Source organism: Mangrovibacter phragmitis (genome assembly GCF_040429585.1).
Lineage (GTDB): Bacteria > Pseudomonadota > Gammaproteobacteria > Enterobacterales > Enterobacteriaceae > Mangrovibacter > Mangrovibacter phragmitis.
In genome coordinates this window covers 4,177,156-4,202,048 of the sequence record NZ_CP134782.1, presented here as the reverse complement: position 1 = coordinate 4,202,048, position 24,893 = coordinate 4,177,156, and the positions used below count along the sequence as shown (strand labels likewise).

At 47.4% G+C, this 24,893-nt stretch carries 23 protein-coding genes and 1 pseudogene; 10 read left to right on the top strand and 14 right to left on the bottom strand.

The window, feature by feature from the left end; all coding sequences use genetic code 11:
* The first annotated feature begins 19 nt into the window (after positions 1-19).
* Positions 20-697: a PKHD-type hydroxylase YbiX gene (gene ybiX / locus MPHASIOC01_RS20400; protein ID WP_064599420.1), complete on the top strand. Its 678-nt coding sequence runs from the start codon at positions 20-22 to the stop codon at positions 695-697.
* A gap of 18 nt (positions 698-715) precedes the next feature.
* Here ybiX and MPHASIOC01_RS20395 read toward each other — a convergent pair whose 3' ends face one another.
* Positions 716-2,374 carry a sensor domain-containing diguanylate cyclase gene (locus MPHASIOC01_RS20395; RefSeq protein WP_064599422.1) on the bottom strand — a complete coding sequence of 553 codons (1,659 nt, stop codon included), beginning with the start codon at positions 2,372-2,374 and terminating at the stop codon, positions 716-718.
* 222 nt (positions 2,375-2,596) lie between these two features.
* Here MPHASIOC01_RS20395 and MPHASIOC01_RS20390 point away from each other — a divergent pair, with 222 nt between their 5' ends.
* Positions 2,597-2,827 carry a hypothetical protein gene (locus tag MPHASIOC01_RS20390; RefSeq protein ID WP_353614960.1) on the top strand — a complete coding sequence of 77 codons (231 nt, stop codon included), beginning with the start codon at positions 2,597-2,599 and terminating at the stop codon, positions 2,825-2,827.
* A 334-nt stretch (positions 2,828-3,161) separates the two neighbouring features.
* On the opposite strand, the gene MPHASIOC01_RS20385 is transcribed toward MPHASIOC01_RS20390, so the two are convergent.
* The gene (locus tag MPHASIOC01_RS20385) at positions 3,162-3,602 is read right to left on the bottom strand and encodes a hypothetical protein (protein WP_064599424.1); all 441 of its coding nucleotides are present in this window, start codon (positions 3,600-3,602) and stop codon (positions 3,162-3,164) included.
* Positions 3,603-3,836: 234 nt separating this feature from the next.
* Between MPHASIOC01_RS20385 and MPHASIOC01_RS20380 the strand changes: the two genes are divergently transcribed.
* The 4 genes from MPHASIOC01_RS20380 to MPHASIOC01_RS20365 all read left to right on the top strand — a co-directional run bounded on the left by MPHASIOC01_RS20380 (position 3,837) and on the right by MPHASIOC01_RS20365 (position 7,988).
* On the top strand, positions 3,837-5,582 hold the full coding sequence (locus MPHASIOC01_RS20380; protein ID WP_064599425.1) for an ATP-binding protein: 1,746 nt from the start codon (positions 3,837-3,839) through the stop codon (positions 5,580-5,582).
* The gene (locus tag MPHASIOC01_RS20375) at positions 5,572-6,957 is read left to right on the top strand and encodes a sigma-54 dependent transcriptional regulator (RefSeq protein WP_064599427.1); all 1,386 of its coding nucleotides are present in this window, start codon (positions 5,572-5,574) and stop codon (positions 6,955-6,957) included. Before MPHASIOC01_RS20380 ends, MPHASIOC01_RS20375 begins: the two co-directional genes overlap by 11 nt.
* A 73-nt stretch (positions 6,958-7,030) precedes the next feature.
* On the top strand, positions 7,031-7,312 hold the full coding sequence (locus MPHASIOC01_RS20370) for a DUF134 domain-containing protein (protein WP_353613167.1): 282 nt from the start codon (positions 7,031-7,033) through the stop codon (positions 7,310-7,312).
* A gap of 127 nt (positions 7,313-7,439) precedes the next feature.
* On the top strand, positions 7,440-7,988 hold the full coding sequence (locus MPHASIOC01_RS20365) for a NifB/NifX family molybdenum-iron cluster-binding protein (protein ID WP_353613166.1): 549 nt from the start codon (positions 7,440-7,442) through the stop codon (positions 7,986-7,988).
* A 161-nt stretch (positions 7,989-8,149) separates the two neighbouring features.
* On the opposite strand, the gene MPHASIOC01_RS20360 is transcribed toward MPHASIOC01_RS20365, so the two are convergent.
* The 6 genes from MPHASIOC01_RS20360 to MPHASIOC01_RS20335 form a co-directional block, all read right to left on the bottom strand.
* Positions 8,150-9,088 (bottom strand): hypothetical protein, encoded by a 939-nt coding sequence (locus tag MPHASIOC01_RS20360; RefSeq protein ID WP_064599433.1) that lies wholly within the window; start codon positions 9,086-9,088, stop codon positions 8,150-8,152.
* 20 nt (positions 9,089-9,108) lie between these two features.
* Positions 9,109-9,591 (bottom strand): type VI secretion system tube protein Hcp, encoded by a 483-nt coding sequence (locus tag MPHASIOC01_RS20355; protein ID WP_064599435.1) that lies wholly within the window; start codon positions 9,589-9,591, stop codon positions 9,109-9,111.
* A 298-nt stretch (positions 9,592-9,889) separates the two neighbouring features.
* Positions 9,890-10,978, bottom strand: a complete 1,089-nt coding sequence (locus MPHASIOC01_RS20350; protein ID WP_197499291.1) for a mechanosensitive ion channel family protein — start codon at positions 10,976-10,978, stop codon at positions 9,890-9,892.
* A 363-nt stretch (positions 10,979-11,341) separates the two neighbouring features.
* On the bottom strand, positions 11,342-11,794 hold the full coding sequence (locus MPHASIOC01_RS20345; RefSeq protein WP_064599442.1) for an acyltransferase: 453 nt from the start codon (positions 11,792-11,794) through the stop codon (positions 11,342-11,344).
* A gap of 182 nt (positions 11,795-11,976) precedes the next feature.
* Positions 11,977-12,531, bottom strand: coding sequence for a GNAT family protein (locus tag MPHASIOC01_RS20340; RefSeq protein WP_353614959.1), 555 nt, complete (start codon positions 12,529-12,531; stop codon positions 11,977-11,979).
* An 85-nt stretch (positions 12,532-12,616) separates the two neighbouring features.
* A complete protein-coding gene (locus tag MPHASIOC01_RS20335; RefSeq protein WP_353613165.1) occupies positions 12,617-15,733 on the bottom strand; it encodes a multidrug efflux RND transporter permease subunit in 3,117 nt (1,038 codons plus the stop codon).
* An 842-nt stretch (positions 15,734-16,575) separates the two neighbouring features.
* Between MPHASIOC01_RS20335 and MPHASIOC01_RS20330 the strand changes: the two genes are divergently transcribed.
* Together MPHASIOC01_RS20330 and MPHASIOC01_RS20325 are read left to right on the top strand one after the other, a co-directional pair.
* The gene (locus MPHASIOC01_RS20330) at positions 16,576-17,280 is read left to right on the top strand and encodes a response regulator (RefSeq protein WP_353613164.1); all 705 of its coding nucleotides are present in this window, start codon (positions 16,576-16,578) and stop codon (positions 17,278-17,280) included.
* Positions 17,277-18,356 (top strand): ATP-binding protein, encoded by a 1,080-nt coding sequence (locus MPHASIOC01_RS20325; RefSeq protein WP_353613163.1) that lies wholly within the window; start codon positions 17,277-17,279, stop codon positions 18,354-18,356. Before MPHASIOC01_RS20330 ends, MPHASIOC01_RS20325 begins: the two co-directional genes overlap by 4 nt.
* A gap of 13 nt (positions 18,357-18,369) precedes the next feature.
* Here the strand turns inward: MPHASIOC01_RS20325 and MPHASIOC01_RS20320 are convergent, their stop codons facing one another.
* The gene (locus MPHASIOC01_RS20320) at positions 18,370-19,284 is read right to left on the bottom strand and encodes an ATP-grasp fold amidoligase family protein (RefSeq protein ID WP_353613162.1); all 915 of its coding nucleotides are present in this window, start codon (positions 19,282-19,284) and stop codon (positions 18,370-18,372) included.
* A gap of 487 nt (positions 19,285-19,771) precedes the next feature.
* Positions 19,772-20,026 carry a YrhK family protein gene (locus MPHASIOC01_RS20315; protein ID WP_064599444.1) on the bottom strand — a complete coding sequence of 85 codons (255 nt, stop codon included), beginning with the start codon at positions 20,024-20,026 and terminating at the stop codon, positions 19,772-19,774.
* 191 nt (positions 20,027-20,217) lie between these two features.
* On the opposite strand from MPHASIOC01_RS20315, the pseudogene MPHASIOC01_RS20310 reads away from it, so the two are divergent.
* Positions 20,218-20,295, top strand: a pseudogene (locus MPHASIOC01_RS20310) (Hok/Gef family protein); the annotation flags it as partial.
* Between the two features lie 30 nt (positions 20,296-20,325).
* Here MPHASIOC01_RS20310 and MPHASIOC01_RS20305 read toward each other — a convergent pair.
* The 4 genes from MPHASIOC01_RS20305 to MPHASIOC01_RS20290 form a co-directional block, all read right to left on the bottom strand.
* Entirely contained in the window at positions 20,326-20,685 is a 360-nt protein-coding gene (locus MPHASIOC01_RS20305; protein WP_353613161.1) for a helix-turn-helix domain-containing protein, read from the bottom strand.
* A 114-nt stretch (positions 20,686-20,799) separates the two neighbouring features.
* Positions 20,800-21,663, bottom strand: coding sequence for a biotin/lipoyl-binding protein (locus MPHASIOC01_RS20300; protein ID WP_353613160.1), 864 nt, complete (start codon positions 21,661-21,663; stop codon positions 20,800-20,802).
* Entirely contained in the window at positions 21,660-21,875 is a 216-nt protein-coding gene (locus tag MPHASIOC01_RS20295; protein ID WP_064599451.1) for a DUF1656 domain-containing protein, read from the bottom strand. Before MPHASIOC01_RS20295 ends, MPHASIOC01_RS20300 begins: the two co-directional genes overlap by 4 nt.
* A complete protein-coding gene (locus tag MPHASIOC01_RS20290) occupies positions 21,865-23,904 on the bottom strand; it encodes an FUSC family protein (protein WP_353613159.1) in 2,040 nt (679 codons plus the stop codon). The genes MPHASIOC01_RS20295 and MPHASIOC01_RS20290 overlap by 11 nt, the downstream gene beginning before the upstream one ends.
* A 77-nt stretch (positions 23,905-23,981) precedes the next feature.
* Here MPHASIOC01_RS20290 and MPHASIOC01_RS20285 point away from each other — a divergent pair, with 77 nt between their 5' ends.
* Positions 23,982-24,791, top strand: a complete 810-nt coding sequence (locus MPHASIOC01_RS20285; protein WP_353613158.1) for a helix-turn-helix transcriptional regulator — start codon at positions 23,982-23,984, stop codon at positions 24,789-24,791.
* The last annotated feature ends 102 nt before the right edge of the window (positions 24,792-24,893 follow it).

Below are 24,893 nucleotides of genomic sequence, written 5' to 3'. Positions count from 1 at the left end.
TACAGAAGAGAACACCATCATGATGTATCACATTCCTGATGTCCTGACGTCAGACGAACTGATCACCTTCAGTGCACAGCTTGCCCAGGCTGAATGGGTGGATGGGCGAGTAACGGTAGGCAGCCAGGGTGCACAGGTTAAGCATAACCAACAAATAAATACCCAAACTGCGTTGTATGATGCGCTGCAAAATGCAGTCCGGCAGGCCCTTAACCGCAACCCGCAATTCTTCTCTGCGGCATTACCCCGCGCTTTGTCATCGCCATTATTCAACCGCTATCAACAAGGGGAAACCTATGGTTTTCATGTAGATGGCGCGGTCAGGCAAAATGGTAATGCTGGCTGGATGCGCACAGATTTATCTGCCACCTTGTTTTTATGCGCGCCAGAGAGTTATACAGGCGGGGAGCTGGTCATTAAAGATACCTATGGCGAGCACCGGGTTAAACTCCCGGCAGGCCATCTGGTGCTGTACCCTGCAAGCAGCCTGCATTGTGTGACCCCGGTGACATCAGGGACCAGGGTGGCGTCATTTCTTTGGATCCAGTCAATGGTGCGTGATGAAAAGCAACGCGCCATGTTATATGAACTGGATAATACTATTCAGTGTCTGAAAGCCCGCCATGGCGACAGCGAGGAACTTTTGTCGTTACTCAACATGTACCACAACTTATTACGCACCTGGACCGAAGTTTGAGCAATCCCTGGCAGGGCGTTACTTCTCCTGAGGAGCGCCCTTGTGCTGTTTTTTATCCAGGTACATATTTTTGTCGGCTTCGATAATTAATTTATCAAGATCAATCTGTTTTATCTGTTTTTCTACAGCGATACCAATGCTGGCATGTAACGTTATCGGTATATCATTGATGACAATCGGGGCATCCAGAGCCCGACGGATTTTTTCAACCAGAGCCTCTGTTTCCTGCCGGGCATCTTTAAAACCCTCAGTAATCAGCAAAAATTCATCGCCCGCCAGGCGTGCAAAGAAATCCTCCCGGCGCAATAACCCATTTACAATCCGTGCGAAAGCAATCAGTGTCTTGTCGCCCACATCATGCCCGTAGTTGTCATTAATTTTTTTGAAATCATTAAGATCAAAAAACAAAATACTGATGCCAGAAAATTTTTTGAATGATGGACTTCGGTAATTTTCCAGGTAGTGATCAACTGCGCGTCTGTTGGGTAGCCCGGTCAGAAGATCATGGTTGGCATCGTATTTGTAGATATCCTGTAATTTTTTAAATTCTGTAATATCGGTAGTGAGTAAATAGAAACCATCATTGAGTTTTCTGGCCGGAACCACTGTGTTGTTAAAGACAACCGTTTTGCCATTGATGTTCATTTCCTTCTCAAAGGAATAGGTCATTTTTTCATAAATTTTTTTAATTTTGAAGTCTTGTGGTGCAAAAAACTTGCGGTCGTATAAATTAAATACTGACGTATTCAGTAATTGCTCAATTTTGCAAGGGAAGTATTTCTCATACATCTTGTTGAGAAAAGTAAAATTGATATGTTTATCTACGTGAGCAATCAATACCGGAATGTTATCAGTGATTTCATTCAGCCGCAGTTTGCTTTCAATCAGCTTTTTCAGCGTGTCTATTTTTTCACTAATGTCATGCACAAAGACGGAGTAAAATACTTGTTCATCCAGCCGGTATGAGCTGATAGCCAGCTCAACTGGAAAGGTGCGCCCGTTTTTATCGCGCCCATAGAGCCGCTTACGGGCGCTCAGTGCTTCTCCGGTATCGGTATAAAAAACATCATGAAATGCACAGCCTGCCGGGCTGGTATGTTTATGCAGGAAAATCTTCTCACACAGTGGTTTATTAATAACAGAATCATCCAGAGAAAATAAATTTTTAGCTGCAGTGTTAATACGGCTTACACGTTCAGATTCGTTGAATTCAATAAATGCGTCTTTACTGTTGTTAATGAAAATACTGAAATAATCTTCCTGTTGTTGCAGATTGGCTTCAAGAAACTGGTTGCGTTCATAAAGCTTTTCTTCTTTATTCTTGAATGCCGAAATATCTCTGGCATAAACATAAAAATTAACCAGTTGCCCTTCTTTGGTCAGTACGCCAATATCCACCTGAGCAACTATAGATTCACCATCATTACGTACAAAATGGTGTTCATAAGTGACGCTTTTCTTTTCGCCAGTGAGCAGGCAGTTAAAAGATGATGCGTGCAGTGACAGATCATGCACATCCGTGAACTCACGAAAGGAATGGCCTGTCAATTGGTCTGCTTCACGTTCCAAAATGGCACTAAAAGCGGGATTAACCTGCACAAAAACACCACGTAAATCCAGAAGCGCCATCGGCATGTCTGATTGTGCAAACAGTTCACCGTAAATATCAGTACTCATCTTTCACTCACCATGCTCAAGGTTTCCCTAAGTAAAATAACTTATCGGCAGGGTGAGACAATTCTGTAGCAGTGTGGCTAAAAAGCGATTTCAGTTGCTTCCGGATGCAAATATGCAATTATTTTAAGAATATTCTTAAGGAGAGCCGGAATGATGATCACTTTTGCACGGGGATCTGCTGTTGCCACATTGCTGGCACTGGGTTTCCTCTGTCTGCCCGCAATGGCGAAAACGACGGTTTCTGATGACCAGGTAAAGCAGGCGATTATTGATGATTCCATTGCTGCTTACCCGGGCGTCTGTGCGTGCCCGTACAACAGCGCACGTAACGGAAGCTCGTGCGGCAGGCGTAGCGCGTGGAGTAAGCCCGGAGGCTATTCCCCCATTTGCTACAAGAAAGAAGTTACGCAGAACATGATTAAAGACTGGCGGGAAAGACACCACCTGGGTTAACCTGGTGAGTGAGTATAACCAGCACCTGACGCATGCAGCCCCGGTGCCAGTTGCCTGCTATTACCCTGCTATTACGGAATGATGCAGTGTTGCTTCAGGGTATCAGGTAGCTGAATAAATGAATCCAGAGCACAGCGATACCCTGCGCAACCTGCTTTGCGGCTTTGGCTCATATCGGTGAACACCGCCACCGGGTGGCTCTGGCCGGCATTATTTGGGCCGGGTATTCAACCCGGCGTCTGGCACTTAACCGGAGGAGCCGGTCACTGCGCTGTATAATGGCGGCTGGTGCGTATGGCGCCGCCAAAATACGCAGAGTATATAAGCCTGGCGTTTACCAGCCACGCATACCATAACCCCCGCAACCACCGTTACGCATGCCGTAGCCCATGCCATAACCCATCCCGTAACCCCGGTCACCATCATTGCCGGCACGAGGTCCACGGGCGTAACCTGCATCCATCATTTGCCTGTGCCATTCACTGCGGCTGGCATACCACTGGGCATTGAGTTGACCAAGCTGTTGGGTGAGCGCGGCAATTTTTGCCTGGTCTGGTTTCGCCTGGTTGTACTCGTTATCCAGTGCCTGCTGGGTATCAAAGACTTTCTGGCGCAAAACATTCATGGTCTGGAAATGTTGTTGGGCCTGGGCATCAGTAATAACTGCATTGCCTGTCTGAGGGGTTTCTGTTGCCGCATTGGCCAGTGAAAAACCCCCCACCAGTGTGGCGATAACCATAGCGGCCTGCAGTTTGCGTAATGTTGTACGTTTCATGATTTGTCTCCTGATAGTCAACAGCCAGGAATAGTGTTGTAACCTGGCAAATGTTCTTCTTGCTTCTTAGGTTTGCAAGTGCTGTGCCAATATTTAATTTATTGTTTTTTATGGATAAAAAATAATTTCTGATATTTATATGTGAATTATTTACCCAGATCATAAAAAAAGTGGGTAAAAAAGTTACACTTCAGCGACCGGGTGAATACTCACTACGCTGCCAGGGGATAAACAATGTTAAGTGACTCCAGACGAACTTTTTTTGGCCTGTCGCCCTGGCTGATGGTGGGGTTATCGGTTGTACTGGGGGCTGCTGTGTTCGGGTTATCCCTGCGCAGTACGCAACAGGAACGGGTGTACTTGCAACAAAACCTCAATAACCGGGCAGATGCCATTGTCTGGGCGCTGGAAACAGGCGCGCGGATGAGCATGAGTGGCGGCCGGGACAACCGCCTGCAAACCCTGGTTGAACAGACGGCTCACCAGCCAGGCGTCATCTTTCTGATGATGACTGATGATAACGGCAATATTCTGGCGGACAGCGATGCCAGCCGGGTAGGGCAGCAACTGCCTGCAGACCAGCGCCCCTCACCACAACAGCCCAATACCTGGCGCAGGCATATAAAACTGAATGATGGCAGGCAGGTTTTCCAGGTCTGGCAGCGGTTTAACCCCTTGCGTGGGCGCGGCATGATGGGCGGCGGAAACGGGATGATGCGCATGATGCGCGGCTATGATGATGGGGCAGACAACGCCTTGCCACAATGGGTTGCTGTGGGTATCGACCCGGCCAGCTTTGAAACCACCTTTGCGCAAACCCGGCGTAACAATTACCTGCTCGCTGTACTGGTGATTTTGCTCGGTATGGCGGGTTTTATCTCCTTGTTCTGGGCTCACCACTACCGGCGTTCACAGTCACTCCTGCGTGACACCAGGGCGATGGCCGACGAAGTCATCGCCAGCCTGCCTTTGGCTTTGCTCACTTGCGACACACGGCAGCGCATCATCTCCGCTAATCGGCAGGCTATTGAACTGTTGCAATTACCAGCCCTCTGGGAAAAACACCCTCTGGCTCAGGTAAAAGGGCTGGACTGGGCAGCAATACGCAATGCCATGCCAGAAAATGGGCGCTTACTGGAGCAGGAATATCAGCTCAACAACGCCGGGGGGCATAAAATCCCGGTCAGTATCAGTGCTTCGCCAGTACGTGGTGGTAACGGGCACATTAGCGGCACGGTATTTGTGTTGCGCGACCTGACAGAAGTAAAACAACTTCAGGCACAGGTTGAACGGCAGGCCCGCCTGAGCGCACTGGGTGAAATGGCGGCCGGGGTGGCCCATGAAATCCGCAACCCACTCAGTTCGATTAAAGGCCTGGCAACTTATCTGGGGGGGAAATTTTCCAAAGAGGCCCCCGAACATCTGGCTGCGCGCACTTTATCCGAAGAGGTGGACAGGCTGAACCGGGTGGTTTCTGAATTGCTGGATTTTGCAAGACCTGGTGAGTTTTCACTGCAACCGGGTGATATCACTCCCGTTATTGAGCGGGCAATTCGCCTGGTGCAAAACGATGCTGCAAATAAACATCTTTCCCTGGTGTTTTTACCTTGCGGGCCATTACCGGAGGTGGAGCATAACGCTGACCGCCTGGCTCAATGCCTGCTGAATCTGGTTATCAACGCCATCCAGGCGACACCAGAAGGTGGCACCATTTCTGTGGCGGTACGGGTGGCGAATATGGGCACCAAACTGGCCGTTTCGGTCGCGGATAACGGTAGTGGTATCGACAAACAGCATTTAAGCGAAATTTTCACACCGTATTTCACAACCAAACCCAGCGGAACCGGGCTGGGGCTTGCCATTGTCCACCAAATTATTGAAAAACACCGGGGGGAAATCACTGTAGAAAGCGAACCGGGCTCAGGCAGTGTTTTCACCCTTTGGTTACCCATTTACCGGAGCGAACACCATGAAAAATAACCCTGAAACATTGCTGGTGGTGGATGACGACCCGGGGCATCGCATCATGTTGATTACCTTACTCAGTGAGTGGGGTTACCAGGTTCAGGGCGCGGAAGATGGCGCAACCGCAGTTCGTCTGTGTCATGAAACCCCTTTCGACCTGGTACTGATGGATATCCGCATGGCCGGGCTTAATGGTATTGAAGCTTTAACGCAAATCAAAGCCTGGAACCCGGCAATTATTGTGCTCATCATGACCGCCTGGGCTAATACCGAAACAGCCGTTTCAGCAATGAAAGCGGGTGCCTGGGACTACCTCACCAAGCCGCTCGATTTTGATGAACTGAAAATGACCATTGAGCGGGCACTGGATCATGTAGCGCTGAGTAGTGAGAACCAGCAACTGCGTGATGTACTGGCAACCCATCTTCAGCTACAGGAAGGCATGGTGGCCCGCAGCGATGCCATGCGCCAGGTGATGAACCTGGTACAGGCTGTTGCTCCCAGTGAAGCAACTGTATTGATTGGCGGTGAATCAGGAACCGGTAAAGAGCGCATAGCCCGCCTGATTCATGACAACAGCCCCCGGCGTAACGGGCCGTTTATCGCCATTAACTGCGGCGCGCTGAGTGAAACTTTGCTGGAATCTGAATTGTTTGGCCACGTCAAAGGCGCTTTTACCGGGGCAGAAAAAGCGCGTCCGGGCCGCTTTGCCGCGGCAAACAAAGGTACGTTATTTCTGGATGAAATTGGCGAAATGCCATTGCCCATGCAGGTTAAGTTACTGCGTGTGATTCAGGAGCGTGAAGTACAGCGCCTTGGCGAAGACCAGCCGCAGAAGATTGATGTGCGGTTGTTAGCGGCAACCAACCGTGATTTGCAGGACCGGGTGGCGACCGGCGAATTTCGCCAGGACTTGTGGTATCGCCTGAACGTAGTCTCGATTACCTTGCCGCCATTGCGCGAGCGCGTGGAGGATATTCCGTTATTAGCTGATGCTTTTCTTACCCGGTTTGCCAGGCGCAATGGCAAACAACTCAAAGGATTTACCCCGCAGGCAATGGATTGTATGTTGAAATACCGCTGGCCGGGCAATATTCGTGAACTGGAAAATGCAGTGGAACGCGCGGTGGTACTGGCAATAGGCGACTATGTGGGTTTGCAGGTACTGCCACCTACGCTGAATCCGGGTGATGACCAGGAACCTTCGCCACTGGTGTTTGATGATATGTCCCTTGAAGAGATAGAACAGGCGGCGATAGCCCGTATGCTGGAAGTGACCGGGGGCAATAAAAGTGAGGCGGCCCGCCGCCTGGGGATCACCCGCAAAACCCTGCACCAGAAAATTTCCCGTGGTACAGGGGAGAGTGGACCGGGCTCTTCATCAGCATAAGCATGGTGTTTATCTGCTCACTGTGGCCCGGTATAGTACCAGGCCATTACTAACCTGTTTCTGCGAGAGAACCATGGCACGACCGAAAATACCCCGTAATATCTGCGGGCGCCCGGCAAACAGTTGCTTTAAGCCTAACGGTATCCCAATGAACAGCCTGGAACGGGTGGCAATGGGTGCAGATGAGTTTGAGGCAATGCGTCTGGTTGACCTTAACGGCATGCAACAACTGGAAGCCGCAGCAGTAATGCAGGTGTCACGGCAAACGTTGGCAAACCTGGTGAAACGTGCGCGCGCCAAAGTGGCAGACTGCCTGGTAAATGGCAAAGCGCTGGATCTTGCGGGCCGCGACTGACTCAGTACCAGACTTACACCCTGTAACGGATTTTTCAGTAATTGGCATATGCCATTAATAGTGCTATATATGGCATATGCTATTAATGGCGTACGGCCAGACCTGCGCCCTTACTGAGGACTCCACCATGACAATTGCTATTCCCTGCCTGAAAGGGCAGTTATCTCCCCACTTCACCAAAGCAGACTCATTTGCGCTTTACACGGACCAGGGCGAAAAACTGGGTGAATTTACCAATCCGGCTTTTGATGAGAGCAGTTGCGAAGCAAAACGCGCACTGTTCAGCACGTTGCAGAGTAAACAGGTGACCTGCATTGTGGTGCGTAATATAGGCCAGCATATGCTGGGCAAACTACTGGATGCCGGTATGCGCGTATTGCAGGCAACTACGCGCGATATCCCGGCAACACTGGCACTGTTGGTAACCAATAACGCAGAAATGGTGCAGCTGACAACAGCTGAACAAGGCCGGCCATCGCGGCACCATGGAGAACACCACGGCCAGTGCGAACAGGCTCAGAGCCACCACGGCGCAGGCCATGCCTGTTGCCATGACCAGCATGCCGGGAAACATCATGAGCAAGGAACAATGAATGTGACGGGTATTGCCCGCTCATGTTGCGGTGGGCACCAGCATAATGGTGGTCAGTGTGGTCGCCATCACCAACATAACTGATCATCAGGGTTGTTTGGTACGCTCCCCGGCGAAAACCATCTTTACGCCATCTGTCCGTTTTGAGCCTGTTGCCACTAAATGCCACTGTCCGTCACACTGACAGTGGCATTTCAAACGATATACTTCACAACCACAAACTTACAACACGGGGGCAGAACAGGTTAAAGCCGGTTAACGACCTGTTGCAGAACAAGCATATTGGTTCTGTTCAGTATCCGTTCGCCACCGCGCATGGATGTAACAGAGATATGCCAGCCCGCATGCTCATCCTGTGGCAGAATTTTGGCGCTGATATCGTAGTTTGCGTTAGCAAAATCCTCTGTGATTAAACTTTGTATCGGGGTAAGGTTGGTGCGCACCAATTGGTTCTCTGAACCAGCAGAATAACGTAACGGATGGGAACCCATCTCATCGTTCAGCGCTTTTTCCGCTTTTTCGCTATCTTTTAATACCTTGCCATACAGTCCCTGAAAAAAATCATTCAGTTTATTTCTCAGTTTGGCAACAGACTTTATGGTTTCAAGAAAATCTTTATTTGTCGCAATTTGTACATCTGAGAAGTTATTGCGCAACAGAGCCATTGCCCCGGATGCCAGGCCGGTTGCACCTAAAGAAGATAAGGCATAACGGGCAGCGATAACGGAAAGAGATGAACCGGTTTGTGTTGCCGCGATTACGGCAGTGCCCGCACCGAAAGTCGCCAGTCCACCAAGACCAGCCAGTACTTTGCCTGCTATATCGTAATAACTTTTCGTCTGATCCCGGTAGATATTACCGCCATAGCCATACATATGAGCTGGCGATGTCCGGAAGCGCTCAAAAAAATCAGGGTTACTGCGCATCGTGATATTACGACGGTCAACACCCGTTAATGATTCCAGCTCATACTCTTCATCACGTTGCCGCCTGCCCGGTGTTCTGCAGGCGGAAAGTAACTGTGTATAGCAGTCCATGATGGAGCGTTCTGAACCGTTTTCAAACTGATGCAATGTGTCATTATCCAGTTCATTAACGAACGCGATGATAATATGCATCTGAGCTGCATTAAACCGCGATGTGTCAGAGACGACAGTATTTATCTCGGAGGTTATATCTGCCATAGCGGGATCTCCGGCATTGATTAAAGTTCTTTATTCTGTTTGATATCCCAGCCAGATGAGGTTTCTGCACCTTTTGTACCCTGAGTAGATTGTTCCCAGTAATGCAGATTGACTTTAGATGCCTGAAACAGGTAATTCACCATAACTGTGTCGGTATGGCCCACGCCGCTGAAACTGGTTTTGGTAACCAGAACATCTTCAAGAACAATACGGGAATACTCAATTTGCGAACCACCGGCTTTGCAAATTGACAACTCAACTTTACTGACATGTTTACCATTGGCGCAGAATTTAAGAATGGTCGGTGTTGCTTTATCTATTAATGCCTGTACTGAAAGGTCCTGGAAATTAACTTTCCCCGCACCGCCACCGCCACCCACACTCATATTACCCGGCTGTTCCGCTGCCCAGTTAAATGACAATACATCAATCCAGCTGGAGTGATTTGAATCTTTAGATTCACCAGTTACACCATCAACCTTTAAATACATATCAATAGCCATATGAAATTCCTATATTAAATGCTTTAAGAATGGGTGGTCAGCCATTAACTCTAGAGTAAATTTCGGCGATTTGAGTGAATTAATCGTGACATAATGAAAACTGAGAATAATCTTACTCTTTGGTGTGTTAAGTATCACTTCAGACATAAATTCCAGTGAGATACAAGGGTGTTTACTTTTGGATATATTTGCTTTGCACAGTGCATAATAAAATTGTTGCAGGCCGCTGAGCGGCCCGGGTTTATGCACCATGCCAGGGAAAAGGCATGTCCGTTTGTTCTGTATATTTTCCCAGCTATTAATCGTGGTCTTGTTGCGTTACTGAATCTGTTGAGTTGTTCAGTGTCGCCCTTACATGCGGAAGGCTCTGCGGGTAATTTTGCTGAATAAATTCAATCATTTTTTCCCGTACATAACAGCGTAAGTCCCAGGCTGTAGGGGAGTTTTGTGCAGTCATTAATAACCTGATTGTCATGGTTTTTTCAGTAGTATCAGTAACCTGGAGCACCTGGGTCTGTTGATCCCAGAGCTTTGTTTCACTGAGTACTTTTTCAAAATGTTTGCGCAGGGGTTCCAGTGGCATCGAGTAATCCACGTAAAGAAATACAGAACCTAATATTTGTGCATTATTGCGTGTCCAGTTCTGAAAGGCATTTTCAGTAAAATAGGTAATAGGCAGCACCAGCCGGCGCAAATCCCAGATACGCACCACAACATAAGTCAGGTTTATTTCCTCAATCCAGCCCCATTCCTTTTCTACCACTACCGCATCGTCAATTTTTATTGGTTGGGTAAAGGCTATCTGAATGCCGGCAAACAGATTGACCAGTGATTTCTGTAGAGCAAAGCCTATGATAATTCCTGCCACTCCGGCACCCGCCAGAATTGTCGTGCCAAATTTTCGGACACCAGGGAAACTGAGTAAAATCAAAGAAAGGCAGAATAACACCAGCAGTACAATAGCAACTTTCTTAACATATATTATTTGTGTGCGGATCTTACGGGCGCGCAGATTATTCGAAAGGTTAATGTCATAGCGTATGAACAACATATCCTGAACGACATTTGTCAGGCGAATTAAAACGGAACAAAATGATAATATAATAAATATATTGGCAGTTGATGTAATCAGGTTAAGGACGTTTGTGGGGATATTGATATAATGAACCCCAACATTGATTAATAGTAAGGGGAGGAACAGAAACATGGAGCCACGCAGATGCTTCTCCAGTGATTTGAAGAGCTTCCTGTCGCGTTTCTGCCAGTAACGGATGACCCGGAGAAGTATAAACCGGGCCAGAAAACCTACTGCGAATGAGAGCGTGACCAGCAATAAAGCAGGTACCCATGATGGAGCGTCAGATAACTCAATAAATAACAATTGCATCATTTTCCCTTATATCTGCTAACGACAATTGTTGTCAGCTAAGCCGCCAAAATCAGTAACCGTTGTCTTCTTGCTTAACTGAGAAAGACATAATCGTGCAAATAAGTTTATGAAAAATTGAGGTAACTGGCTTACTACTCGGATAAATCACGTTTGCGTAAACCAGTTTTTATGAGTAAATTTTTTCTAACTTTCTGAAATTATGCGGAAAATTAATATGCTCATTTGATCGTAACTCTGTACAAAAACCTGCCGGTACTGCCCGTATGGGAGGAGTGCATAGTATGGGGCGTGGGGATCATGGGAGGTAAGTCGGCCCTGACCTGATAATGCACCCGGGCCGACATTTGACTGGGAGAATGCTTAAAGCAATCGCAAAAGTTTTGCCGGGTTCCCCGCATAAATCCCTTTAACCAGTACAGGTTTAGTGACTACGCTACCGGCACCAATAACCGCGCCACTGCAAATTTCTGTGGTCAGAATCGTTGCTCCGCTACCCACCGTAACTGCATTGCCTAATACAATCTGAATCCAGTTTTCAGCACAGGAATCAGGGCCACCCGTTTTGAACAGGTCATTAGCGAAAGTAACGCCATGGCCGATAAAACAGTCATCTCCCAGCGTAACATTTTCACAAATAAAGGTATGAGACTGAATTCTGCTTCTGTTGCCAATCACACAGCCTTTTTGAATTTCGACAAATGGTCCGATAAAGACGTCGTCACCCAATGTGCACTGATAAATATTGACAGGTGTTACTACCCTGATATTTTCGCCTTCAATGACATCACGTATACCACTTGCAAATACTTTCATAGTTATCCCAGATGAACAAAGGTGTTTCAAGAATAGCGCGCAGAAGCCTGTTGGCTATTTTTCAGAATCCTGCGCTCGTAATTCCATAACTGACACATCATAGGGGAGAATACTGAATAAGTTGTCTGTGATGAAGCCCGACATCCGGGTCAGTCTGCCGGGCTGTGGACAACAAGCATATATCACGAGATGGTTTTCAGTGTGCTGATCCATTCTTTTTTTAGCAGAGCATAGATACAGGTATTATCGTACCTTTTGATACCATTTTCACTTATAAAGGAAACAAACTCTTTAAAACAGCCTTCACGCCGCATATGAAGACGTTCACAAAGTCTTTGCGACGCCACATTATAATCTTCAACCCAGGCATACAAACGCCTTGCGCCTTTTTCATTAAATAAATATTGGAATAAAGCAGTAACCGATTCCGTCGCAAACCCTTGCCTTGTATAACGTGGATTAAAATGCCAGCCAACCGACCAGGTTTCGCTGTCCGGTTCGCCACTATTGTCCATAAAAAGGTGGCCGATTAACGCATCCGTGTTTTTCATACAGACGGCAAACTGGCATGGGTCGGTGGCTCTTTTAGCCACTTCGGCCTGTGCTTCTGTTAATGAGGCTAACCGTTCACTCTGAAAGCAAGGCGTACAGGGTGAAAAAAGATAGTCTAAAAGCCCTGCGGCATCTTTTTCCTTGAAATGACGAATGGCAAGCCTCGGGGTTATAATCCTGTTCATTGTTACCTCATGTACATTTTTTGCCATTTAACACCAGTCTGGCGGGGGCTGACTCCGTTTACAGAGTGGCTAAAAATGGCAAAGACTAATCGTTACGTGCGTTCTTCCGGTTATATTTTCGCGTTTCAATAAATCGGGTAATCATGGCGAAAAATACGGGAATAAAGAAAATGGTAAACACAGTTCCACTGATCATCCCTCCGAATACCCCTGTGCCTATGGCATGTTGAGTGCTGTCACTTGCACCCCTGGCAAGCATCAGCGGAACAACGCCAAGTGTAAAAGCCAGCGATGTCATGAGGATCGGACGTAACCGCTGCTTTGAGGCCGTTAATGTTGCATCAATTACGCACTTTCCCTGCTTCATCAATTGTCTCGCAAATTCAATAATCAGGATTGCATTCTTCGCGGAAAGGCCAATAAGAGTTATCAGCCCTATTTTGAAAAAAACATCATTAGTCATGTTCGCAATGGTCACAGCCAGGACAGCACCGACCAGCCCCAGAGGGACGACGAGTATGACTGCAAATGGAACAGACCAGCTTTCATAAAGCGCAGCAAGCACCATAAATACCACCAGCATTGACAGAATAATCAGCCCCGGAAGCTGTGATGTGGATATCTTTTCCTGTACTGAACTGCCCGACCATGCTCCAGCAAAACCCGAGGGCAGGCCACGAGAAAGTTTCTCCATCGCCACCATGGCAGTACCTGTGGATATGCCTGAGGCTGCGCTTCCGGTAATTCGTAGTGCAGGATAACCCTGATAGCGATTCAGTTGCTGCGGTGCGACCCCCCAGGACAGCGTGACAAAAGTGGACAACGGAAGCATTCGCCCCAGGCGGTTCTTAACGGGTAATGCTAATAATTGTTCCGGCTGCATACGGTAGGGGGCATCGGCCTGGACAATCACCTGCTGAACCCGGCCTTTATTGAGGTAATCATTGACATAATTCGACCCCATGGCGACGGAAAGCGTTTGGTTAATTTCGTCAAACGAAACCCCCATGGCTTCCGCTTTCTCTCTGTCAACTTTTAGGGTTAAGTTAGGGCCATCCGGGAGTCCGTCAATATAAACATCTGCCAATTGTGGGGACTGATTTGCCCGCCGTACAAGTTCATCAGCAGCGTCTTTTAACGCCCGGTATCCCTTGCCGCCTCTGTCCTGGACATAGTAGGTGAACCCGGATGTGGTTCCCATATCTGAAATAGCGGGAGGAAGCAGGCTCATGGTGACAGCGTCTGGCTCACGCTCCATTCTGGACTGAATAAAGGCCGCTTCATCCTGCGCGGTTGTGTCTGCGCGTTGTTTCCAGTCTTTAAGCGTGGTGAAGCCCATGGCTGAGTTTTGGCCTGAGCCAGAAAAGCTAAAACCCAGGATCATTATATTGCTTTCAACTGCGGGTTGTTTGGCGATTTCGTTTTCGAATTTTTTAACTACATTCAGTGTTCTCTGCATCGTGGCATCAGGAGGAAGCTGGATTGACGACATAAAGTAGCCTTGATCTTCTTCAGGTAAAAATGATGAGGGCAGTGAAGACAGGCCAGCGCAAAGCGCCAGACATAAAGCGACATAGAGCATGAGCATACGTCCGCTCCGTTTCAGTACAAATCCCAGCCCGGATGCGTAAAATGCAGTGAGGCGATGGAAACGGGCGTTGAACCACCCTGAAAATGTTTTGCCTGTGTTCTGACCACGACTGTGTGGCTTGAGTATTGTTGCGCAGAGTGCTGGCGTCAGTGTCAGTGCCAGAAACGCTGACAGTAAGATAGAAACAGCCATAGAAATGCAGAACTGCCGGTAAATAATACCGACGGAACCCCCAGCAAACGCCACAGGAATAAACACTGCAGTAAGCACCAGTGTAATACCTATAATAGCCGGGGTGATTTCATGCATCGCTTCACAGGTTGCGTCGTGTGGGGACAGCCCTTTTTCTTCCATCAGGCGTTCGACGTTCTCTACCACAACGATAGCATCGTCAACAATAATGCCGATAGCCAGCACCATGCCAAACATGGTCAGTATGTTAATGGAATAACCGCTGAGCAACATAAGTGTAAACGTGCCTGACAGTGCCACCGGCGCCACAATAGCAGGGATAAGCGTACAGCGAATTTTATGAAGAAAAAGTAGCATCACGAGGAAGACCAGAACCATTGCTTCCAGAAATGTCTCCACGACTTTGATAATAGATAGCTTAACAAAGGGAGCTGTATCAAACGGAACTGTAAACACCATACCTTCAGGCAATACGCCAGATAGCTCAGCAAGCCGTGAGCGAATACCGGCAGCAGTGTTGATGGCATTTGCGCTGGGCGAAAGTTGAATAGCGGCGGCGGTGGCTGGAACGCCATTCTCACGTATGCCAAATGCATAACTTTGCAACCCGGATTCAACGCGGGCAATATCAGACAAGGCCAGCCGCGCGCCAGATGTCGCTGATTTAATGGTAATATTGCGAAACGCCTCAACTGACGAGAGCTGCCCTTTGATGGTGATTGGATAGGTAACCCCCTGACCGGGGATAGCGGGTTCATCTCCTGTTCTGCCTGGCGAGACAATGACGTTTTGCTGGCTTATCGCAGTTAATACATCTGAGGCAGATACCCCGTAACTGTTTAACTTCATTGGATCCAGCCATATACGGAGTGCTTTTTCTCCACCAAATAGCTGAACTTTACCTACACCGGGTACGCGCCGCAGTTCATCCGTGACATTTCGGGCAAAATAGTCACTTAAATCTGCCTCCTGGTACTTCCCTGTGGGGGATTTTAACCCCACCATCATCAGAAAGCCGGAGTTAGCGGCTTCAACATTTATGCCGTTTTGACGTACCGTCTTTGGTAAACGCGGTTCCACAATCTTAATCTGATTTTGTAGATCCATTTGGGCGAGCTTGATATCAGTTCCTGGCTTAAAGGTTACTGTAATTGATGCCATGCCAGTGGTATCACTGGACGATTCAAAATAAAGTAAATTATCCACGCCAGAAATCTCACGTTCGATAAGTGAAACGACGGAGGAATTCATTACTTCCGGGCTGGCACCGGGATAACTGACCGAAATAATAATCCCCGGCGGTGCAACAGCCGGGTATTGAGCGACCGGTAATTGCGGGATTGACAGTATTCCGGCCAGGACAATAAACAGTGCAATTACCCACGCAAAAATAGGGCGTTCAATGAAAAAATGCGGCATCAGAAAAACTTCCAGCTGGCTGACATAACATTCGGGAAAATCAAAACAACTCATCTGATGAAGGTGCCTGACCATCTCTTGTGACGTGTTTGCTGAAGATCCTGAACGCTGAGAATTTATTAAGGTGTTGTGGTGCATTATCCTGGGCTGTCTCACATATCCACAGACAGGTCATCCAGGTGAGTCTGTTCCAGACGCAGGTATTTTTATCAATCATGATGATGCCATCCTGAACATCAGAAAAGCGCAACCATACTATCAGTGGCTAAAACCTTGCCAGATTAACATTCCGCAGTACAAATATACCTGTGAATAAGAACATAAACCGACTATAACGTATTGACATTGACCACGTATGGGGTGTTTATGGAGCGAGTATGGAGTGAAAGAGTAGTACCGAAGAAACACGTACAGAATAAAATAATATCACATTCATAATATGCCGGTTAGTCCACATAAAAAGATTGCCCGAGAATATTTACCACTGGGCACAAAATAACAATTGTTAACCAGAGTGCCAGTGTGGATTATTTGTGGTTGTATAAGTGCGAGATAAAAATAAATGCCATCTTAGGTTAACTTGAAGAGAGTGAAAATCTTAAATTAAATATATGCTATTATTGTCTCTGCATGGACAGGCCATTACCGTGGTTTAAGTATTCACAAAAAGTGGGTTTTAATGCAACTTTTTTGAAATTCGATGGTCAGAGAGGGCGGATTAAACAAAAAATATCAGAAGTGCTTATTTTACCAGCGTTGCATTAAATCCAGGCTGGCTGATAATGACAGAAGATATTTTCAAGATAAAATAAATACTATCATTGGTTCTGGTAGAAGATAAAATGAACAAAGATAATCTGATTATTGTCGCAGAAGACGACGATGAAATTGCCGACATACTGATAAGCTATTTGCATCGGACAGGTATGAAAACCTTCAGGGCTAAGGATGGTGAACAGGTGATAAGCCTTGCCCGTCTGCATAAACCAGACCTCATATTACTGGATATCCATCTGCCTGTTTATGATGGATGGAACGTTCTGACTACTCTGCGGAAAGAGAGTAACGTTCCGGTTATCATTGTTACCGCGCTGGATCAGGATGTAGATAAACTGATGGGCCTGAGGCTCGGGGCAGACGATTATGTGATAAAGCCCTTTAATCCTTCTGAAGTCGTCGCAAGGGTCGAGGCCGTTCTTCGCAGAACGCTGGCGCGTACAGAACTCGTGAATGCAAGGCCAATAAGGACACCTTTTTTGACAATTTATCCTGATGATTTTTATGTGGAAATTACTGTCAAAGATACAACGGTTACCCCAGTGTTGACCACCACGGAATTTAAACTTCTCGCATATCTGGCGAGAAATCCGAGAAAGGTATGCTCCCGTGAAGAGCTGCTTGACGCCTGTTTGCCAGAAGGTGACTCACTTGACCGAACCGTGGACAGTCATATGAGTAAACTGCGGAAAAAACTTGAGCACGCAGGATTAAAAGGGATCCCGGAGAGTATCAGAGGGCTGGGCTACCGGTTAGGTGAGAATAAATGAATAAAGACGCAATTTTGAGCCGTCAAATATTGTCGTACATGCTTTCGCTGACTTTTATTATTATTATTATCGCAGTACTTGGCTCTTATTTATTTTATAGTTTTTTGATTAATTACCTGCCAGGCGGTGCTATTGCAGGGAATGAAGATAAAATGACGTTTCTGGACTGGCTGTGGATAATGATAGCCTCAGTAAGTAGCCTGGTGGTTTCCCTTTTCTTTACCGTCAAGCTCTCATCAAGAATACTGAGGCCATTAAATGCTGTAGCCTATAGCCTGAAACAGATATCACAGGGAAATCTTGATGCCAGAGCAACGTGTACCAGTTCTCAGTTAGGAGAAATTAACAACCTTGTAAAGAATTTCAATGAGATGGCTGAAAAGCTACAGACACTGGATGTTCAGCGGAATTTATGGAATGCCGCAATAGCGCATGAACTCAGAACGCCTGTGACTATTCTTCAGGGACGGCTTCAGGGACTGGTTGATGGTGTTTTCGCACCTGAGGAAGTTCTCTTCAGAAATTTGTTAAAGCAAACAGAAGGTCTGACGCATTTAATTGAAGACCTTCGGGTTGTGAGTTCCTCCGGCGGTGCGGGTTATACGCTTACTCTTAATGAAGTTTTCCTTGATACCACCATTGCGAGTGTACTTGATACCTTCCAGCCAGAGTTTCAGAGTAAACAATTTACTCTCACCACCGAACTTAACCATCAGTGCTGTATCTGCGACCCTGCACGTATTATTCAATGCCTGACTGTTCTTTTCGACAATGCGTTAAAATATTCCACATCAAAAACGCTTCTGGTAAAAAATGGTATAGCAGAGGAAGAGAATTTTATCCTCATTCAGGATAAGGGGCCTGGAATTCCTGAGGAACTCCAGAAAGTCTTATTTCAACCATTTCAACGAGGGGAATATGCAAGAAATATTAACCCGGAAGGGTGTGGATTAGGATTATCTGTAGTCAGAGCTATTATGCTCGCTCATGGCGGGAATGCGAGCTATAGTTTAACACCAGAAAATCACTCGATTTTCAAGTTATCATGGCCAGTCAGTCAGAGTAAACACTTGTAATGGGAGGACAGGTTTAATGGAGCCTGCTTTTTAATTCAGTAAGATGCCACATTTCTCCTAATGTTGCATTCCAGGTCGCTGGTGTTATTCTTAGTTTTCCTCGCATAGGGCTTAATGTGATTTCACTAAAATAAATTTCATCTTCTGCCAGCATTAGATCGACTCGGCAATAATCAATGCCCTTTGCCAGTTCCTGTGCAGCAATAATTGCGTTATGGAATAACTCGGGTTCCTGTACTGGAACCGGCGTATTTGGATATTCCATCTGGAAAGGTTGTAACTGCCATGAAGTGTCATAAACGTTAATGAATTCCTTTCCGTTTTCATCGGTGAAATCGGCCTCGATAAAGCAGGCTATGTTATGAAAACAATGGATTCTTAACATTTCCGGTATGTTTGTTTTTACTCTACCATTGAATATATCTATATACTTCTCGCAAAGAATAACTGGGGTAATGTATTTATATTGCCATTCTCTGGTAGTGAAATACATATTTTTATTAAGAGCAAGTTTTAGCCTGTTAAATACTCTGCGTTGGTTGAATTTTTCTTTGTCGGTACAAATGACAACACTACCACTGTCATGATTGCATTTTAAAACAAATTTTTCGGGTAATTTGCTGAGGTCGATATCCTCAACTCTGTTGTAGACACCTATTACTGGTATGGTTTTCACCAATTGAGTCCTGTTGTGTACATATTCTCTGACTGCGAGTTTATCTGCCAGTAATGTATACAAAGGGTTATGATCAAATACAAGTCTGTGGCAAATCTTCTCGTTCAACGTTACTGGTTTTTTTAGATTTGCATGCGCTCCTGAAATTCTATTCAGTGTGGCTGTATGAAAGTAAAGGTCCGTAGTAACAAATACTCTACATTTTCTGATTAGATATTCGGTGTATTTTAAAATGTAGTTCAATTTATTCATGATTCCTCCTGAGCACAATGAATATTGTGATGGAGGATAATTGCTTTATATTGTTCAGTTTATGGAGTGAATGTGGAGCAAACAGGCAGTTATTTGGTGTTTACCTGGGATTATGCCGCACAGGGTGGACATTCATCTGCCTGTTCCGGCCCGCAGTCTTCAGGTCTTCGTTATCAGCGTCCTGCGGATTTTGCACAAAAATGGATGCAGTCGGTCAGATTTCTATGGTCTGCGCGTTAATGTTTACCTTGTGCCGCCAACTAAGGCGATACTGGTCGGCCAGAGTGCACAACTGACCAACACAAACACCATACCTGACGCACAAATGACCTGTCTCATTCGTTGCCATCCTTTATTACTGTGCGGGGCTTCATACAACGGCTGATATAAAGTGTTAACCAGAGATAATTACTGACGTTTATCATCAGCCGTTGGCAAGTGAATGTAACACCGCCGTGAGCCGTTACGCATTGCCTGGCAGAGAAAGTTAATTTCTCGCATAAGCTTTTCGAACATGAATGAGTTCAGCAAGAGTGATGGCTGGCCTCAGCATCAACTGCATGCTGCCAACCACAAATAGCCATGTTCCGTCAGTCATCAGGGCGTCATAGAAGAAGAAAATACTGCCAATCAGAAACCATAACGCTATCAGTAAATCGTTTAATGCGCCTAACGCCCGGTAACGCCGTTTGATAATGATATGCTCGGCACCGAAGTCTATTTCTGCTTCTCGCTTTCGCATCTATCCCCCACGCTTAATTGCTTTGATTGTCTTAATAAAATTACACTCTGATTGCGAGTGTTTCTGACTCCGGATGTAACAGAATGTTAGAGTATGCTGCCCGGTGGGCTGTCACGCATGCGTAATATTCGTTCTGGCACGCTTCTGGCACTAAAAGGACAGACAAAACTTTATGCTCATCTCTCAAACAATGCCTGACCCGGACTCGTTTATGTGAAATCCGGATGAAGGACGGACACAGAGAGGTCGCAGCCGTGCTGGCTTACGAATGTTTTTCTGGTTGTTATGTAACCCGGTTTTTATCTTTCTTTCGGGGGTGCCGAATGCTGATAGCAATATTTCTTTCTGTACTGATGTGGCGGAAGATTATATCGTTGACGAAACGCCCTGTTTAATGATTGTTGCGAGTCAAAGCCAAACCGTATCGCCAGGTTTATCAATGAATCGTCTGACTTAATAAGTTCCTCAGCAATAAGGTATAACTTTCGCTCTCTGATAAATGCCCCAAGGCACTGACCTGTTTCTGTGAAAAATAATCGTTGCAAGTGCCATTTTGAATACCCGGATTTAATGGCTACGTCATCTAATTTGAGTGGTGACTCGATATTGTTATTTATCCAGGTAATTAAGTCTGCTATAAATTCTGTTCTGCTATTCATAAGGTAATACCAGAGTTAATTTATTGAGGAAATATATACTTATCTGCACCATAAATTCAGAAACTAAAAATATTGCTGTCGGGTATATCTCTCCAGTTGAGAAAATACCTGCCATTATGGTGTGACGGATATACTGGCTGATAACCCTGCCACCAGTTCAACCCCTTTCGGCAGGGTGTCGATATGAATCCGAACCGGAATGCGCTGCGCAAGCCTTACCCAGCTAAATGTTGGATCAACATCTGGCAGGCCAAGCTGACCCGTCGCGTCATTATTATCACCTATCCCACGCCCGATACTCTCTACATGCCCCGTGATAACCGAGTCAAACCCCATCAGCGAAATGTGCGCCATATTTCCCACATGAATATGGCGCAACCGGGTTTCTTCGAAATAGCCAACTACCCAGAAACTATGGGCATCAATGATAGCAACTTTAGTTTCTCCTTCTGTGGCATAGTCTCCGGGGTGAAGCCGCAAGTGCGTGACATAGCCCGCAACCGGCGAACGAACAGTGGCATGAGACAAATTCAGCTCGGCAAGTTCCAGCGCGGCCAGCGCACCATGATAATTGGCTGCAGCCACGCTGGCTGCACTGGTTGTTTGCTGTAAATCCTCGCCGGAAACCATCCTTTTTATCTGAGTGCGCCGCCTGGCTGCATCCTGACGCATCAACATCTCATGACGTTTGGCCTCAACATCTGCCTGTGCGGTGACAACTGCCAGCTTAAGCCAGTGTGGGTCAATGGAGTAAAGAACATCACCACGATTAACCCACTGATTATCACGCACTGCCACGTTAAGCACCGGCCCGGAGACATCCGGCGCAATCTGCACCACCTCCGCGCGAACCCTGCCATCGCGTGTCCAGGGCGTTTGCGCATAATGTTTCCAGCAAATAAAAGCCAGCAGAGTGGATATCGCCACGACACTGAGTGTCAGCGCATAGCGGCTCAATAGAGACAGTAATGATTTCATGTGAGTAACCCCAACGTGGTCAGGCCCTGCAGCAGCAGGTAAAAAGTAACAATAACAGTGGAAAGTTCGAGTAGTGGGCGAAACGGCAGGCGGCGGTAAACCCGGCTGCGGGTGAACAGCGGCACAAGTAATAGTGTGCAGGCCAGCGCGAAGAGAGCGATCACCAGCAGGCCAGGAATAAAAACGCCCCCGATATTGATGTCATTGATCATCAACAGGTTCCCTATTCTGATTACGGATTACGCAGTACAAATCAACCAACCGGAAAACATACTGGCGCGATGGTTCATCGGTTGCAGGTAAGCTGTGCTCCATGAGAGTGGCAAGTTGCTGAAGTAAGATGCCGGTGTCTGCCGGACGAACAAGGAGCGTGAACAATTCAGTTATTCCAGGGTTCTTATGGGAATCATATCGGCGTATGCGCATCACACTGAGCCCCACGCGCAGTGCGTGTAACAGGCGATGCTGCGCCCATTCTGGTGACCGCCCACTGCGCTGTAAACGCGGTAGCAGTAAGGCTGCCCGGTCAATCATCATGTTGGTCCAGTGGGTTTCGTCGATATTCAGTACGCCTTTCACACTGCGGCGAATATCGCGCTGGCAAAGTTTCAGCAGGCGGTTTACCGCCGTATCTGCCTGTATGGTTTGCAGAAGACTCATCCCAACCACGGCAAAGCCGGCTGAAAAGAAGAGGGCAATGGCAGTGTTAACCGCTACGGAAAAATCTCCGCTGTAGTGCGCACCCAGTTCGCACAAGATGGGCAGTGTCAGGGTTATTCCCATCGCCATAAAAGTGGTTGGCGGCCTTGCCTGGAGCGAACCGGCAAACAAATAGACTGGAGCAAAGACCGCTACCAGCACGGTGAAATTACTGACCTGGGGGAGCAGGGCAAAACTGTAAATCAGGCTAAGCACAACCCCCCAGACCGAGCCAATAATGTATTTCACAATATGCGGGGCGGGCGTATCGAAGCTACCAAACAGTGTGCAAAAAACCCCAAGGAGAGAGACTGCCGTGACGCCATCCTGCCAGCCAGAAAAAATCCAGACCAGGCAGCCACTCAGAATGATGGAGAAAGCCCCCAGGGCTGAGCGAAACGCACTGAGGGCGTCGCGGTGGAATACGTAGCCTTTCACTGTATTTGTTTCTGCTGGCCCGTCCGCAGGCCTCGTGTCATAAATGGCATCAGAAAGGCGACCGCACTGCTGTACCAGCTCAATAGCTTCAGCCAGGTAGTGCACAAGACTGACCTGTAAAGCATCGTCGAGCGTCAGGACCTGAGTTGCATACCGGCACAGCAGTTGTTCACAGCGTTTTTTGAGGGATTCAGCCGCGTTGTTACCTGCCCTTCCATTATTACCGACAAGCCAGGTCCGGACATCGTCAAGCAGTGTTTGCATATCGGCTGGCATCACGGGCATCAGCACAAGGCGGTCGTGTAACTCGCAGTTGACAATGATTAACCGCGCCAGACGGTCGTGGATCCCTTTTCTGGCCTGCCGCACTGGTACAGAGAGCGCAAAGTCATAGGGAATGTGATGGCTGATGCCTTGCAGAAATTGCAGAGCCAGTGCTGTATGCAGAGGAACCGAAACTGCATCTGGTTTGCGCGCTAAGGTGTCCGCAACCCGTTGCCGCGCCGCCTGTAACGTTTGCGATAGTTTGCTGTTAAACAAGGCAGAGATTCGTGCCGGCAACACATAGCGATGAATCAACGCTGCGCAGAATATTCCAATGATTATCTCCTGTACCCGTACGATGGCGATGTGAAAAATCGCGCCTGGGTCGGAAACTGCGGGAAAACCAATCAGGCTCGCGGTGTAACCTGCCAGTACAAAACTGTAGGCGCGGGGTGTACGTTCCAGAAGTGACAAATAGAGGCAGAAGGTTATCCAGGCGGCCAGTATCACACTGCAAAAAACAGGCATATTCACGAATGTGGGCACGATTAACACCGTCATGCCTGCACCCACTACAGTGCCTGCCAGGCGGTACAGGCACCGGCTCAGCGATGCGCCGACAGAGGTTTGTGAAACGATATACACGGTGATGATTGCCCAGGAAGGCCTGTCCAGGCCTATCGACAGGGCAATATAGTATGCGAGCATCGCTGCGATGAAGCTCTTCGCGGAGTAGATCAACGCGCTGGCATCATTCAATAGTGTGGTGGTCGCCGCACGGTGTAAACGATGGCTTATCGCGTGTAAAAAATGAAAGTGGCTAACGTTGGTTTTGTTCATGCCGAAGATTATTACCGGCTTGCTTATATGCTTAAATACTCTATTCTGTCAAAAAATACCTAAATGTGGTCAATTGTATGTCCCGCTCACTCGCCAATACGTTGTTTGACCCGGATTCCACGTCTTGCCCCGCTGTGGCACGACATCTGGATTTTGTTGATTACGCAGCAGAAGTGCCGGTGCATACGCATCGCAAAGGGCAGTTGATTATTGCCCTGTATGGCGCGGTAATTTGCCGTGCTGAAAATGATATCTGGATAGTGCCGCCCGACTGTGCCGTCTGGATCCCCGGTGGTATTGCACACAGTGCGAAAGCCACCTGGAATGCACATCTCAATTATCTGTTTATTGAACCGGGTGCCGCCGCGCTGCCCGAACGATGCTGCACGCTGGCGATTTCCGGGCTTATTAAAGAACTGGTTGATCGCCTGACTCAGGAATGTGTTGATTATTCATCAGAAAGCCATGTCGCCAGACTGACCAGGGTGACACTTGATGAGTTAGCCACCATGCCACAACAGAAACTGAGTCTGCCTGTGTCGTCTCACCCGAAAATCCGCACTATGGCCGACGTTCTGGTCAGTCACCCTGATGACCGCAGCACCTTAACAACCTGGGCAAAAAGACTGGCACTTAGCGAACGCTCGCTGGCGCGTTTAATGGTGCGGGAAACGGGCTTGTCTTTTGGGCGCTGGCGCCAGCAACTACATTTGATTATTGCCCTGCAGGAGCTGGCGAGTGGTGTCTCGGTACAAAATGTGGCGATAAAATTAGGATATGAATCGGTCAATGCGTTTATCACCATGTTCCGCAAAGTGATGGGAAGCACGCCCGCGCATTACTTTTCTGAGCGAAAAATAAGCGCACACCAGACTCATGCCCCATGAAAACAGGTTATCAGTACACACTGTTAACATCTTTTGTCATATTCATCGTCGTTATAGAGGCCTGGCAGATAAGTGTTCAGGCCGTTGACAAAGTCAATCATG

Bases quoted from the DNA above. Each gene is read 5' to 3' on its own strand.
- ybiX (WP_064599420.1), top strand. From the start codon at position 20: ATGATGTATCACATTCCTGATGTCCTGACGTCAGACGAACTGATCACC.
- MPHASIOC01_RS20395 (WP_064599422.1), bottom strand. From the start codon at position 2,374: ATGAGTACTGATATTTACGGTGAACTGTTTGCACAATCAGACATGCCG.
- MPHASIOC01_RS20390 (WP_353614960.1), top strand. From the start codon at position 2,597: ATGGCGAAAACGACGGTTTCTGATGACCAGGTAAAGCAGGCGATTATT.
- MPHASIOC01_RS20385 (WP_064599424.1), bottom strand. From the start codon at position 3,602: ATGAAACGTACAACATTACGCAAACTGCAGGCCGCTATGGTTATCGCC.
- MPHASIOC01_RS20380 (WP_064599425.1), top strand. From the start codon at position 3,837: ATGTTAAGTGACTCCAGACGAACTTTTTTTGGCCTGTCGCCCTGGCTG.
- MPHASIOC01_RS20375 (WP_064599427.1), top strand. From the start codon at position 5,572: ATGAAAAATAACCCTGAAACATTGCTGGTGGTGGATGACGACCCGGGG.
- MPHASIOC01_RS20370 (WP_353613167.1), top strand. From the start codon at position 7,031: ATGGCACGACCGAAAATACCCCGTAATATCTGCGGGCGCCCGGCAAAC.
- MPHASIOC01_RS20365 (WP_353613166.1), top strand. From the start codon at position 7,440: ATGACAATTGCTATTCCCTGCCTGAAAGGGCAGTTATCTCCCCACTTC.
- MPHASIOC01_RS20360 (WP_064599433.1), bottom strand. From the start codon at position 9,088: ATGGCAGATATAACCTCCGAGATAAATACTGTCGTCTCTGACACATCG.
- MPHASIOC01_RS20355 (WP_064599435.1), bottom strand. From the start codon at position 9,591: ATGGCTATTGATATGTATTTAAAGGTTGATGGTGTAACTGGTGAATCT.
- MPHASIOC01_RS20350 (WP_197499291.1), bottom strand. From the start codon at position 10,978: ATGCAATTGTTATTTATTGAGTTATCTGACGCTCCATCATGGGTACCT.
- MPHASIOC01_RS20345 (WP_064599442.1), bottom strand. From the start codon at position 11,794: ATGAAAGTATTTGCAAGTGGTATACGTGATGTCATTGAAGGCGAAAAT.
- MPHASIOC01_RS20340 (WP_353614959.1), bottom strand. From the start codon at position 12,531: ATGAACAGGATTATAACCCCGAGGCTTGCCATTCGTCATTTCAAGGAA.
- MPHASIOC01_RS20335 (WP_353613165.1), bottom strand. From the start codon at position 15,733: ATGCCGCATTTTTTCATTGAACGCCCTATTTTTGCGTGGGTAATTGCA.
- MPHASIOC01_RS20330 (WP_353613164.1), top strand. From the start codon at position 16,576: ATGAACAAAGATAATCTGATTATTGTCGCAGAAGACGACGATGAAATT.
- MPHASIOC01_RS20325 (WP_353613163.1), top strand. From the start codon at position 17,277: ATGAATAAAGACGCAATTTTGAGCCGTCAAATATTGTCGTACATGCTT.
- MPHASIOC01_RS20320 (WP_353613162.1), bottom strand. From the start codon at position 19,284: ATGAATAAATTGAACTACATTTTAAAATACACCGAATATCTAATCAGA.
- MPHASIOC01_RS20315 (WP_064599444.1), bottom strand. From the start codon at position 20,026: ATGCGAAAGCGAGAAGCAGAAATAGACTTCGGTGCCGAGCATATCATT.
- MPHASIOC01_RS20305 (WP_353613161.1), bottom strand. From the start codon at position 20,685: ATGAATAGCAGAACAGAATTTATAGCAGACTTAATTACCTGGATAAAT.
- MPHASIOC01_RS20300 (WP_353613160.1), bottom strand. From the start codon at position 21,663: ATGAAATCATTACTGTCTCTATTGAGCCGCTATGCGCTGACACTCAGT.
- MPHASIOC01_RS20295 (WP_064599451.1), bottom strand. From the start codon at position 21,875: ATGATCAATGACATCAATATCGGGGGCGTTTTTATTCCTGGCCTGCTG.
- MPHASIOC01_RS20290 (WP_353613159.1), bottom strand. From the start codon at position 23,904: ATGAACAAAACCAACGTTAGCCACTTTCATTTTTTACACGCGATAAGC.
- MPHASIOC01_RS20285 (WP_353613158.1), top strand. From the start codon at position 23,982: ATGTCCCGCTCACTCGCCAATACGTTGTTTGACCCGGATTCCACGTCT.